This window comes from Devosia sp. FJ2-5-3, from assembly GCF_029201545.1.
Lineage (GTDB): Bacteria > Pseudomonadota > Alphaproteobacteria > Rhizobiales > Devosiaceae > Devosia.
Genome location: NZ_CP104007.1, coordinates 3,907,501 through 3,919,331, shown reverse-complemented (window position 1 = coordinate 3,919,331; position 11,831 = coordinate 3,907,501). Strand labels below are relative to the sequence as shown.

11 protein-coding genes (1 of these 11 running past the window's edge) are annotated in these 11,831 nt (G+C 63.1%); 7 read left to right on the top strand and 4 right to left on the bottom strand.

Going from position 1 to position 11,831, the window contains the following annotated elements:
• Window positions 1-72: 72 nt before the first annotated feature.
• Both pcaQ and N0P34_RS18800 read left to right on the top strand, forming a co-directional pair.
• On the top strand, window positions 73-999 hold the full coding sequence (gene pcaQ / locus N0P34_RS18805; protein ID WP_275604732.1) for a pca operon transcription factor PcaQ: 927 nt from the start codon (window positions 73-75) through the stop codon (window positions 997-999).
• 108 nt (window positions 1,000-1,107) lie between these two features.
• Window positions 1,108-2,562: an aldehyde dehydrogenase gene (locus N0P34_RS18800; protein WP_275604731.1), complete on the top strand. Its 1,455-nt coding sequence runs from the start codon at window positions 1,108-1,110 to the stop codon at window positions 2,560-2,562.
• Window positions 2,563-3,025: 463 nt separating this feature from the next.
• On the opposite strand, the gene N0P34_RS18795 is transcribed toward N0P34_RS18800, so the two are convergent.
• On the bottom strand, window positions 3,026-3,880 hold the full coding sequence (locus tag N0P34_RS18795; protein ID WP_275604730.1) for a helix-turn-helix domain-containing protein: 855 nt from the start codon (window positions 3,878-3,880) through the stop codon (window positions 3,026-3,028).
• A gap of 71 nt (window positions 3,881-3,951) precedes the next feature.
• Here N0P34_RS18795 and pobA point away from each other — a divergent pair, with 71 nt between their 5' ends.
• A complete protein-coding gene (gene pobA / locus N0P34_RS18790; protein WP_275604729.1) occupies window positions 3,952-5,109 on the top strand; it encodes a 4-hydroxybenzoate 3-monooxygenase in 1,158 nt (385 codons plus the stop codon).
• Between the two features lie 128 nt (window positions 5,110-5,237).
• On the opposite strand, the gene N0P34_RS18785 is transcribed toward pobA, so the two are convergent.
• Together N0P34_RS18785 and N0P34_RS18780 are read right to left on the bottom strand one after the other, a co-directional pair.
• Window positions 5,238-7,124, bottom strand: coding sequence for a sugar phosphate isomerase/epimerase and 4-hydroxyphenylpyruvate domain-containing protein (locus N0P34_RS18785; RefSeq protein WP_275604728.1), 1,887 nt, complete (start codon window positions 7,122-7,124; stop codon window positions 5,238-5,240).
• 171 nt (window positions 7,125-7,295) lie between these two features.
• Window positions 7,296-7,982, bottom strand: coding sequence for a TetR/AcrR family transcriptional regulator (locus tag N0P34_RS18780; protein ID WP_275604727.1), 687 nt, complete (start codon window positions 7,980-7,982; stop codon window positions 7,296-7,298).
• A 198-nt stretch (window positions 7,983-8,180) separates the two neighbouring features.
• Here N0P34_RS18780 and N0P34_RS18775 point away from each other — a divergent pair, with 198 nt between their 5' ends.
• Window positions 8,181-9,044, top strand: a complete 864-nt coding sequence (locus N0P34_RS18775) for a shikimate dehydrogenase (protein WP_275607027.1) — start codon at window positions 8,181-8,183, stop codon at window positions 9,042-9,044.
• A gap of 6 nt (window positions 9,045-9,050) precedes the next feature.
• On the opposite strand, the gene N0P34_RS18770 is transcribed toward N0P34_RS18775, so the two are convergent.
• Complete coding sequence (locus tag N0P34_RS18770; protein WP_275604726.1) at window positions 9,051-9,728, bottom strand: FCD domain-containing protein; 678 nt, start codon at window positions 9,726-9,728, stop codon at window positions 9,051-9,053.
• Between the two features lie 245 nt (window positions 9,729-9,973).
• On the opposite strand from N0P34_RS18770, the gene dctP reads away from it, so the two are divergent.
• The 3 genes from dctP to N0P34_RS18755 all read left to right on the top strand — a co-directional run.
• The gene (gene dctP, locus N0P34_RS18765) at window positions 9,974-10,954 is read left to right on the top strand and encodes a TRAP transporter substrate-binding protein DctP (protein WP_275604725.1); all 981 of its coding nucleotides are present in this window, start codon (window positions 9,974-9,976) and stop codon (window positions 10,952-10,954) included.
• Between the two features lie 62 nt (window positions 10,955-11,016).
• Complete coding sequence (locus N0P34_RS18760) at window positions 11,017-11,535, top strand: TRAP transporter small permease subunit (protein ID WP_275604724.1); 519 nt, start codon at window positions 11,017-11,019, stop codon at window positions 11,533-11,535.
• Window positions 11,532-11,831, top strand: the beginning of a protein-coding gene (locus N0P34_RS18755; protein WP_275604723.1) for a TRAP transporter large permease. 1,008 nt of this gene lie beyond the right edge of the window; only the first 300 of its 1,308 coding nucleotides appear in the window; it begins with the start codon at window positions 11,532-11,534; its stop codon lies off the right edge, out of view. The genes N0P34_RS18760 and N0P34_RS18755 overlap by 4 nt, the downstream gene beginning before the upstream one ends.

The following is an 11,831-nucleotide window of genomic DNA, read 5'->3' as shown; positions in this document are numbered from 1 at the left end:
AGTATAACCGCCTGATTATTCAAATCCCGATTTGGGGCAGGCCTGTGCCGATTTCGATAACCGGAACCCTCAATGCGTGAGCGCCTCATCGATCCCCGCATAAAACTGCGCCATCTGGCCTGCTTCCTCGAAGTCGCGCGCCTCCGCAGCATGGTTCGTGCCGCCGAGGCCCTCAATATCAGCCAGCCTGCCGCCACCAAGACCGTGCAGGATCTTGAGGACATTCTCGGCGCCCCGCTCTTCGATCGCGGCCGCCGCAAGCTCCAGCTCACCGCCTTTGGCGACGTGTTTTACCGCTACGCCGCGACCGCCATCGCGGCCCTCCGCCAGGGGATCGACGCCGCCCGCACCGGAGCCGAAAGCGCATTGGTCCGCATCGGCGCGCTCCCCACGGTTTCCGCCCGCATCCTGCCCGAGGCCGTCCAGACCTTCACCACCCACCAGCCGGGCGTGCATACGCGCATCGTCACCGGCCCCAATGACTATCTCCTCACACGCCTGCGCACCGGGGATGTCGATCTCGTCATCGGCCGCATGGCCGAACCCGAGGCCATGCTGGGCCTCGCCTTCGAGCATCTTTATTCCGAGCGCGTCGCCATGGTGGTTCGGCCCGGCCATCCCCTGCTGGGCCGCCCCGATTTCACGCTCAAAAGCATAGAGCCTTACCAGGTGCTGATGCCCACGCCCGGCTCGGTCATTCGCCCGCTGGTCGAACGGCTCCTCCGCACCCATGGGCTCACCGCTCTGCGCGACGAAATCGAAACCATCTCCGATGCCTTCGGGCGCTCCTATGTGCGCCAAACCGATGCGGTCTGGATCATTTCCGAAGGCGTCGTTGCCCGCGACGTGGGCGACGGGCAATTGGCGCTGCTGCCGGTCGATACGACGGAAACCCTGGGCCCGGTCGGCTTCACCACCCGCGCCGATGCTGCCCCCGGCCTCGCCGCCCAGGCGCTGATGCAGGCCGTCCGCGACATTGCCGCGCGGCTGCGTCCTTGAAGCGCCAGCCAGGGTCTTGCCATTGCCTTCTTTCTTGTCTCCCTTTGCATTTTCGGCTGCGGAGCCTATCTCCGAGCTGAGCCATCGAACGAAACCGGAGTACGCTGCATGAACGCTCTCAGCCTGCTGATCGACAATCAGGACGTCCAAGCCAGTGGCGGGGCCAGCTTCGAGCGTCACAACCCCATGACTGGCGAGCTGGCGACAAGCGCCGCTGCCGCCACACTGGATGATGCACTGCGCGCAGCCGATGCCGCCGCCGCTGCTTTCCCTGGCTGGAGCCAGACCCCGCCCGCGGCCCGCCGCAAGATTCTCCTCGCCGCCGCCGACAAGCTCGACGCCAGAGCCCCCGATTTCATCGCCGCCATGGCCGCCGAAACCGGCGCCACCGCCGGCTGGGCCGGGTTCAATGTCATGCTCTCGGCCGAAATGCTGCGCGAAGCAGCGGGCCTCACCACCCAGATCACCGGCGAGATCATCCCCTCCAACCGCCCGGGCTCGACGGCCTATGGCGTGCGCCAGGCAGCGGGCGTCGTGCTCTCCATCGCGCCGTGGAATGCCCCGGTCATTCTGGGCGTTCGCGCCATCGCCACCCCGCTCGCCTGCGGCAATACCGTGGTTTTCAAATCCAGCGAGATTTGCCCGCGCACCCATCGCCTCATTGCCGAAGTGCTGGTCGAGGCGGGCCTGCCCAAGGGCGTGCTCAATGTGGTGTCCAATGCCCCGGCCGATGCTCCACAGCTGGTCGAGGCGCTGATCGCCCACAAGGCCATCCGCCGCGTCAATTTCACCGGCTCCACCAAGGTCGGTCGCCACATCGCCGAGCTGGCGGCAAGGAACCTGAAGCCCGCCCTGCTCGAACTCGGCGGCAAGGCGCCCTTCGTCGTCCTCGATGATGCCGATATCTCTGAGGCCGTCGCCGCTGCCGCCTTCGGCGCCTATATGAACCAGGGCCAGATCTGCATGTCGACCGAGCGCATCGTCGTCGATGCCGCCATCGCCGATGAATTCGTCACGGCGCTGGCCACCAAGGCAAAATCGCTCAAGGCCGGCGATCCGCGCGAAAACAACACCCCGCTCGGGTGCCTGGTCGATGCCTCGGCGGCCCAGCGCATCGATGGCCTCATCAAGGACGCGGTGGCCAAGGGCGCAACAATCCTCGCCGGTGGCGGCATTGACGGCGCCATCATGGAAGCCACCGTCCTCGACAATGTCACCGCCGAAATGAAGATCTACCACGAGGAAAGCTTCGGCCCCATCGTCGCGGTCACCCGCGTCAGCGGCGTCGATGAAGCCGTGCGCGTTGCCAACGACACCGAATATGGCCTCGCCGCTGCCGTCTTCGGCCGCGACACCACCCGCGCCATGGCCGTCGCCGGCCGCATCCAGAGCGGCATCTGCCATATCAATGGCCCCACGGTCCACGACGAAGCCCAGATGCCCTTCGGCGGCGTCAAAGCCTCCGGCTACGGCCGCTTCGGCGGCAAGGCCGGCATCGCCGAATTCACCGACCTCCGCTGGATCACCGTCCAGGGCGCCGACCACATTCATTACCCGTTCTGACGCCCAACCGCGCAATCAACCACCAGCTTCCCTCGGGCTCGACCCGAGGGCCACTCAGGGAGCCGCGATGATTTTCATGCGCATGGACAACACCCCTCTGCTCAAGCCCGAGCGCAGCCCAATGCGGGGAAACCTAACAGCGCCACAAACGCCGAATTCACCCTCGCCCCGGAGGGGAGGGTAGCAAAGCTTGGGCCGCAAGCCCCAGCGGCGCTAGGGAGGGGGATTTTAGCCCCGAAACCAGCTTCCCTCGGGCTCGACCCGAGGGCCACTCCGGGAGCCGCGATGATTTTCATGCGCACGGACAACGCCCCTCGGCTCAAGCCCGAGCGCAGCCCAATGCGGCGAGCCCAACGGCGCCAAAAACGCTGAATTCACCCTCCCCCCTGAGAGGAGGGTAGCAAAGCTTGGGCCGCAAGGCCCTTGGCGGCGCTAGGGAGGGGGACCGCCCCCCGCCAAAACCTCACCCCTCCCGCTCCAGCGCCCCTTTGCGAATTTCCCCCGGCGGCGCCCCCAGCACCCGCGTCAGCACCCGCGAAAAATAGGCCGGGTCCTCATAGCCCAGCTCCGCCCCGATCTGCTTGATCGACAGCGATGAAAAAGCCAGCATCCGCCGCGCCTCGAGCGCGAGCCGCCGCTCCACCACTTCCAGCGCCGATGCCCCCAGAACCTCCCGGCACACCCGGTTGAGATGGGTCTGGCTGATCCCCAAAAGTTCGGCATAGTCCCCAATCCGTCGCGTCTCGCGAAACCGCTGGTCCACCAGCGCCCGAAACGCCTTGGCATGGATCAGCGCCCGCTGCGCCGGTCCGCCGGCCGGGGCAGCCTCCTGGCTCGCCCGGTTGAGCGCCACCAGCAGCAGTGTCAGATGCGCCCGCATCGCCGCCTCATGGTCGCTGCCTGGCCGGTCTGCCTCACCGATCAGCCGGTCGATCGCGTCCCCGATGAAAAGGCTCGTCCCCTGCAACACCTGCGGTCCCGGCAGGCCTAGCCCCATGCCCACCAGGTCCCGCTCCATCAGCGTCACCACGATACCCTCCACATCGTCGCTGAAGAGGAACCCGTGCACGCTCAGCGCCGGCAGCACCACCACGCCCTCATGCCTGATGTCGAAACTGGCATCGTCGATGCCGACCCTTGCCCACCCGCCCGTCAGATGCAGCACCTGGAAGAACTGCTCATGCCGGTGCGGGGCGATGCGATAGCCATGCAGGCGACTGCGCGATTGGATGGTCTCCCAGTGCAGCCAGTCCTGGCTCACCTCCTGCTCGCCATAGAGTGCATAGACCGGAATGTGGTTCATGTTCGGATAGTGCAAGACTATGCACCCCCTGTCCATTCACCAATCCCCGCCAACGCGCATGATAATGCTAACAATGGGGTAACAAATTGCGCACTGAAGTTACTATTATCGGAGCCGGACCTGCGGGCCTGATGCTGGGCCGCTTGCTCGAACTGGCAGGCATCGACGCCATCATTCTCGAGCGTAAGAGCCCCGATTACGTGCTCGGCCGCATTCGCGCCGGCGTGCTCGAACAGGGCACGATGGAGCTCATGGACCGCGCCGGCGTCGGCGCCCGCATGCATGCAGAGGGCCTCATCCATCACGGCATTGAACTGAGCTTTGACGGCGACCGCCAACGCCTTGATTTCACCGAACTTATTGGCCGCCATGTGATGGTCTATGGCCAGACAGAAGTGACCCGCGATCTGATGGCGGCCCGCCAGGCCCGGACCATATACGACGCCGAAAATGTCGAACTGCATGATTTCGACACCAGCCCCTATGTCACCTACACCAAGGATGGCGTCACTCATCGCATCGATACCAACTATATAGCCGGCTGCGACGGTTTTCACGGCATCAGCCGCCAGAGCGTGCCCCTGTCCGCCCTCACCACTTTCGAGCGCGTCTATCCCTTTGGCTGGCTTGGCATTCTGGTCGACAAGCCGCCGGTCGCCGATGAGCTGATCTATGCTCACCACGCCCGCGGCTTTGCCCTCTGCTCCCAGCGCTCGCCCACGCGCAGCCGCTATTACGTGCAGGTGCCGACCGACGAAAAGGTCGAGGCCTGGTCCGATGACCGCTTCTGGGACGAGTTGCGCGCCCGCCTCAATCCCGAGACGGCCGAAGCCCTGCAAACCGGCCCCTCCATTGAAAAATCCATCGCCCCGCTGCGCAGTTTCGTGGCCGAACCCCTGCGCTTTGGCCGCCTCTTCCTCGCTGGCGATGCCGCCCATATCGTGCCGCCCACCGGCGCCAAGGGCCTTAACCTGGCCATGAGCGACGTGGCCGTCCTCGCCGATGCGCTGATCGAGGCCGTTTCAGAAAAGTCCGAAGCCGGCATTAATGCCTATTCGGCCAAAGTGCTCGACCGCATCTGGAAGGCGGAGCGCTTCTCCTGGTGGATGACCAGTCTCCTCCACACTTTCCCCGATGCCGGGGCCTTTGGCCGTCGCATCCAGCGCGCCGATTTCGACTATCTGGCAAGCTCCCGCATCGCCCAACAGAGCCTCGCCGAAAACTACACTGGCCTGCCGGGTTGATTTCTCCCCCCAGCCGCGCCATGGCGTAAAATGGCGCGGTTTCGGCCCCCCTTTATGCCGGGCCTCTGCCCGCGGTGTCGCACAAGGGGGATAAAGGGGATAAGTGGGTTGGGATCGTCCAGTCCGGTTTAACGCCGCGGCACGCTCGCCGGCCGGATCGCCCGCTTTTGCGCTGCGATCCGGAACGGGGCATTGATGGCGCCATATCCCGAATAGCCACCCCGGCGCTCGACGACTTCGAAGAAGAACCCATCGGCAAAGCTGGGCAGGTAGAACTGGAAATATTCCCCCGCCCCATCGCGGTCATAGAGCAGGTTATGGCGCTTGAGCGTCGCGATCAGCTCCGGCTCAATATCGATCCGAGCCGCCAGGTCATCGTAGTAGTTCGGTGAAATCGCGAGCGGAACCAAGCCATTAGCCTCCATGGCCTTCGCAGTCTCGACAATGTCCCGCGAAGCGAAGGCGATGTGCTGGACGCTCGACCCAAAGGTCTCGGCAATGAAATGACCCGCCAGCGTTCGATGACTTTCCGCCCCGTTGAGCGTCAGCCGCAACGTCCCCTCGGCATTGGCAATCACCTGGCTGCGCACCAGCCCCGCCGGATCGATGACATCGACCATCGTCCCCTTGTCGACCACGAAGATCGACCGATAAAACAGAATCCAGGTCAGCATCTCGTCGTAATTCATCGTCTGGGCGATGTGATCAATGCGGATAAGTCCGGCGTCGGACGCCTGATCGGCCGTTTCCGCGAACTCGATATCCCAAACCCGCGCCAGATCGGTCCCCTGATCGAGGAAATAGATGAGCCCGCCACCCACGCCGCGAATTGCGGGGATGGAGAGTTCGCCTTCCCCCACATGCTGGGAAAAGGGCTTTGCATCGAGCGCTTTGGCCCGGTTTAGCGTCGCCTCTGCATCCTCGACCTCAAGTCCGATCGCATAGGCCGCGGTGCCATGGGCGAGATAGGCCGCATGCGCCAGCCCTTCGCGATCGGTGTTGACCACGAGATTGATCCCGCCCTGGCTGAAGCGCTCGACGCTCTTGCTCCTGTGCTGCCCGCTGCGGGAAAAGCCCAATTGACCCAAGAGCTTGGTCAACGGCTCCGCGTCCCGCCCGCCCGTCGCAAACTCGACGAACGACACTCCATTCACCGCCACGCGCGGGGGCAGGGCGCTCCCACCGGCAAACAGCGCCGGCTCGGCCACACGCATCTGGTCTTTGAGATAGATCAGCGAGCGGTGGCCATCGGCGGCAATGGTGCCCGGGGCGCCGGAGCGGAACTGATCGTTGAAGATTTCCAGCGATAGCGGCCCGTCATAGCCGGTCGCCGCCACGGCGCGGGCAAAGTCCACCACCGGCAGATCGCCCTCGCCAGGCATATTGCGGAAATGCCGGCTCCAATAGAGCAGATCCATATCGAAGGCGGGCGCATCGGCCACCTGCACGATAAAGATCTTGTCGCCGGGAATGGACCGGATCGTGTCGGACGGGATGCGCCGCGAGAGAGAGTGAAAACTGTCGAGGATCAGCCCGATATTGGGGTGGTCGGCCCGCCGCACCACTTCCCAGGCATCGCGGTGATCGAACACGTGGCGCCCCCAGGCCAGCGCCTCATAACCTACCTTCAGCCCACGCTTTTTCGCCCGCTCCCCCAGCTCATGAAAATCCGACGCGGCCCGGTCGATCCCGCCCAGCGCCGCCGGCGATACGCTCGAGCACACCAGCATCAGCGGCGCACCCATGGCTTCCATCAGGTCGAATTTGCGCTCGGCCCGGTCAAAGGCCTTGGCCCGCAGCGGCTCCGGCAATCCTTCGAAGTCGCGGAAGGGCTGGAACAGCGTGATTTCGAGCCCCAGATCGCGCGCCATCGCGCCGACTTCGGCGGCCGAGAGGTGGTAGGCCAGAAAATCGTTCTCAAAGATTTCCACCCCGTCAAAACCCGCGGCTATAATGGCCTCGAGCTTTTCGCGGAGGTCCCCGCTGATCGACACAGTCGCAATCGACGTCTTCACGCCCGTCACCCCACAGTAAACGAACTAGTTCGTACATTGTTAGGATGAATAGTCCAACCGGTCAATCGCACCGCACAAACGTGACGAGGCAGGGGCTTGGTGCTGAAGGCTTGGCAGCACCGACAGAAAGGAATTATGTCGCCATAAGGCCCCGCCGAGGCGACGGAAAAATCAGAGCCCAGCCAGCTTTTCCGGCCGCACCATATAGCGCAGCACCATGTCTATCGTGTTCTGCTTGAGCCGGCTCTGCATCTCGTCGGCGCCGAAATCGCGCGCGAACAATTGCGAAAACGTCGCCCGGTTGGAGACATTGAAAAAGCACAACGCGCTGATCTGCCAATGGATTTCCAGCGGGTCGAGATTGGGCCGGAAAAGGCCGTCCGCCAAGCCGCGCTCATAAAGACTGCGGATATGGGCGATGGCGGTCACATTGAGGTCGCGGATCACGCCGGATTTTTCGAGATACTGACCATGGTGGATATTCTCGATCATCACCATGCGGATGAAATCTTCATGCTGGTGGTGATGCTCGAAGGTGAATTCGACGAGCTTCTTCAGCCCCTCCATGGGGCTGAGGCCTTCGATGTCGAGCTTGGCTTCACCGCTCCGCACCTGCGCATAGGCGTTTTCGAGGGCACTGAGATAGAGCCCTTCCTTGTCGCCGAAATAATAATAGATCATGCGCTTGGAGGCGCGAGTCTTGGCGGCGATCTCGTCGATACGCGCTCCCGAAAGCCCGTTCAGCGCGAATTCCTGGGACGCGATCTCGATGATGTTCTGGCGCGTGCCTTCCGGATCCTGCTGGCGCGTCGTGGCCTTGCGGCCGGTGGCCGGCAGGGAGGAACCAGGAGATGACATGAAGGCGCCTTTCTCGTCCGCACCCGCAATTGACTAAACTAACCAGTTCGTACATCGTCGGGCAAATCGCTTCGCCTGTTGTATCGGGCTGGCGCTGCACAAGACAAGGGCAGAGGGGCAAAGCGTCCTCGCCGGGGAGCATGGCCATTGGCTGATCAAGACGAGCGAGTGCGTCGCGCCTTTGCCGCGATCGCCCCAATGCCGGCCGCCGGGCCTGCCGGCGCGCTGGTCCGCATCGGACTGCTCGGCCGCGGCATCGGCTCGTCCCTCTCCCCGATCATGCACGAAACCGAGGGAAGACGCCTCGGTCTCGACTACAATTATGATCTCATAGATTTTGACCGGCTAAACCTTGAGGACATTGATCTCGACGCCGTTCTCGCCGAGGCCCAGGCACAGGGCTATGCAGGGGTCAACGTTACCTATCCGTTCAAGCAGGCGGTGCTCGTCCTGCTCGATGGCCTCTCCCCCGAAGCTGCCGCCATCGGCGCGGTCAATACCGTGGTGTTTCGCGACGGCGTCCGCACCGGCCATAATACGGATTGCTGGGGCTTTGCCGAAAGCTTTCGGCGCGGCCTGCCATCTGCCTCCCTTAGCCGCGTGCTCCAGATCGGCGCCGGCGGGGCAGGGGTGGCGGTAGCCCGGGCTCTCGTCCAGCTGGGTGTTGGCGAAATCAACATTGTCGATGCCGATCAAGCCAAAGCCTCAAGTCTCGCCGCCCAACTCGTCGAAGAGAGCGTCGCCGCAACCGCTCTTCCACCCGACGCACTCCCTGAAATCCTTGCCCGGGTCGACGGCGTCGTTAACGCGACCCCCGTGGGCATGGAAAAATACCCCGGCACCCCGTTCGATCCGGCGCTCCTCGCTGGGCATCAATGGGTCGCCGACATCATCTATTTTCCGCGCCGTACCCATTTGCTGCAGCAGGCGGCCGAACTGGGCTGTCCCACCCTGCCGGGCGGGGGCATGGCGATTTATCAGGCCGTGCGCGCCTTCCAGCTTTTCACCGGGCTAGAACCCGATCCCGCCGAAATGGGAAGAACCTTCGCTGCGCATGCCTGACTGCGCTCAGCGCGCCAGAGCTCCCGTCGAAAGTACGTGCTCCACGCCTTTTTCGACATGGGCCTCCAGCATGCTGACGGCCCCTGCGGCGTCGCGCGCCAGGGCGAGTTCGAACAGCGCCTGGTGATCTCCGACCACGCCCTTGCCACGAAAACTCGACGCCAGCATGTGGTAGCGCAGGAACCGGTCGAAGATCGCCGCGTGCAGCGCCAGCAATGCCGCCGAGCCGCAGGCCGAGATCAGCGCATTGTGGAACGAAAAATCATAACGCACCCAATCGACGATGTTTCGCGCCTCGCCGGCCAGAAGCCGTTTTTCGATTGCCGCCAGCTTGTGGTGGGCGGCAACCACGCGCCCCTCCCATTCGAGATCGCCGCGCTCGAGCGACAGCGCCAGCGCATGGCCTTCGAGCAAAAGCCGCAATTCGGCGATTTCGCGCAGATCGGCCTCCGTTGCCGGGGCCACGGAAAACCCCTTCTGCCCCTCGGCCACGACAAGACTTTCGCTCGCGAGCCGATTGAGGATCTCCCGCAACGTGCTCACCCCCACGCCATATTGGGTCCGCAGCGGGTCAAGCCGCAGCTTTTGTCCCGGTGTCAGGGTGCAGGCCACGATATCCGCGCGCAGCCGCTGATAAGTGCTTTCGGCCAGAGTGGGCTCGGCGCTGAGATCAAATTCGGACATGTGCTTCAGCAGTTGAAATCAAGAATATCGGAGATATAATGGATCATAGGATAGAACACCAGTTGCCTCGCCATCCTGCATTGACATGAACGAACTGTTTCGTACAAAGTGCGATTGGCTGGCACGGAGGAGCGTGTGGCCGATGAGCCGGAAAGCGCAATTTGCGCGGCCGGACATTATGGTTCAGCGTTTTCCCAATTCGAGGGGCCAGGCCTCCGGGGAAGAACGCCCAAGGGAGGACAATTATGACTCTTTCGCTTTCGCGCCGCGCCCTCATGGTCGGTGGCATCTTGTTGGCGGCCGCTTTCCCGGCCATGGCGCAGGACAAGCCGGTCTTGCGCTTTTCGGCCGTGTTTTCCGAGGCCGATATTCGCGCCGAAATGATGAACCTGCTGTCGGCGCAGGTTGCTGACGATTTCACCATCGAGACCTATCTCGGTGGCAATCTGTTCAAGCAGGGCACCGAGCTGGTGGCGCTGCAGCGCGGCAATCTCGAAATGGGCAATATTGCGCCGCAGGATATTTCCAACCAGATTCCGGCCTGGTCGGTTCTGACCTCGGCCTATCTCTTCCGCGACGCTGACCATCTGCGGACTTTCTTTGACAGCGAAGTCGGCGCCGAATTCAAGCAGATGGCCGAAGACCAGCTCGGCATCCGCATTCTGGGACCCACCTATTTCGGTGCCCGCCACGTCGGCCTTATCAATGACAAGGAGATCAAGACGCCCGCCGATCTGGCCGGGGTCAAGCTGCGCATGCCCGGCGGGGACGCCTGGCAGTTCCTCGGCTCCTCGATCGGCGCCAATCCCACGCCCATGGCCTATGCCGAGGTCTATACGGGCCTGCAGACCGGCGCCATCGACGGCCAGGATAACCCGCTGCCCAACGTCGAGAACATGAAGTTCTATGAAGTGATGAAACAGGTCGTCCTGACCTCGCATCTCGTCGGCTTTGATCTCCTCGTCATCAGCAAGACCGCCTGGGATGCGATGACGCCCGAGCAGCAGGCCGAATTCGACGCTGCCGCCAAGGTCGCGATCGACTTCAGCCAGAAAGAGCATCTGGCACGCGAAGCTGAGCTCGTCGAACGCTTCAAGAGCGCTGGCCTCAAGATCTATGAGCCGGATCTCGAAGCCTTCCGCACCTTCGCCCAGCAGAAATATCTCGAATCCGAACTGGCCAAGGATTGGCCCGAAGGCGTCGTCGACCGCATCAACGCGCTCTGATCTGCGGAGAAGGCGGGGCCGGGCCCCGCCTTCATTCTCCAAATCTGTCCCGGAGGATATCCATGTCCCCTCAGCTGCGCCGGGTCGGCGCCTGGCTTTATGCGCGCGCCGAAAATCTGCTGGCGGCCATGCTGGCGACCATGTTCGTCGTCTTCATCATCCAGATTGTCTTCCGCTATCTCCTCAACCTGCCCATTGGCTGGACCCATGAGATCAGCGTGGTGATGTGGCTCTGGATGGTGCTGTTCGGCACCGCCTTCGTCGTAAGAGACAGCGAGGAAATCCGCTTCGATATTCTCTATGGCTCGGTGGGCCCGAATGTTCGTCGCGGCATGATCCTCTTCAGCAGCCTGACGCTGGTCGCACTCTTCGCGCTCTCCCTGCCGGCTGTCATCGACTACATTCTTTTCATGAAGGTCGAGCGCACCGCCTATCTCAAGATCCGCTTCGACTATCTCTATTCCATCTACGGCATCTTCGCCGTCGCCATGATCATCCGCCAGCTCGTCCTCGCCTGGAATGCAGTCTGGGGCAAGGATGCGACGGACTTCGATCCCACCAAGGCGAGTTCGGGCATATGACCATTTCCCTCGGCTTCGGCCTGGCCCTCGGGCTGATCACCGTGCTGGCCTTTCTCGGCCTGCCCATGGGCATGTCGATGATCTGCGGCTCGATCCTTTACCTGTTCATGCGTGGCCAGGACCCCGGCATCGTCGCCGAGCAGTTCCTCAACGGCATGTATTCCAACTACATCATGCTGGCAGTGCCGCTCTTCATCCTCGCCGCCGAGATTATGAACTCCGGCACCATGTCCGAGCGCCTGCTGAAATGGTGCGATGCGCTGGTCGGGCGCTTCCGCGGCGGCCTCGCCCAGGTC

Coding starts and splice junctions, on each gene's coding strand:
- pcaQ (WP_275604732.1), top strand. CDS start 73: ATGCGTGAGCGCCTCATCGATCCCCGCATAAAACTGCGCCATCTGGCC.
- N0P34_RS18800 (WP_275604731.1), top strand. CDS start 1,108: ATGAACGCTCTCAGCCTGCTGATCGACAATCAGGACGTCCAAGCCAGT.
- N0P34_RS18780 (WP_275604727.1), bottom strand. CDS start 7,982: ATGTCATCTCCTGGTTCCTCCCTGCCGGCCACCGGCCGCAAGGCCACG.
- N0P34_RS18775 (WP_275607027.1), top strand. CDS start 8,181: ATGCCGGCCGCCGGGCCTGCCGGCGCGCTGGTCCGCATCGGACTGCTC.
- N0P34_RS18770 (WP_275604726.1), bottom strand. CDS start 9,728: ATGTCCGAATTTGATCTCAGCGCCGAGCCCACTCTGGCCGAAAGCACT.
- dctP (WP_275604725.1), top strand. CDS start 9,974: ATGACTCTTTCGCTTTCGCGCCGCGCCCTCATGGTCGGTGGCATCTTG.
- N0P34_RS18760 (WP_275604724.1), top strand. CDS start 11,017: ATGTCCCCTCAGCTGCGCCGGGTCGGCGCCTGGCTTTATGCGCGCGCC.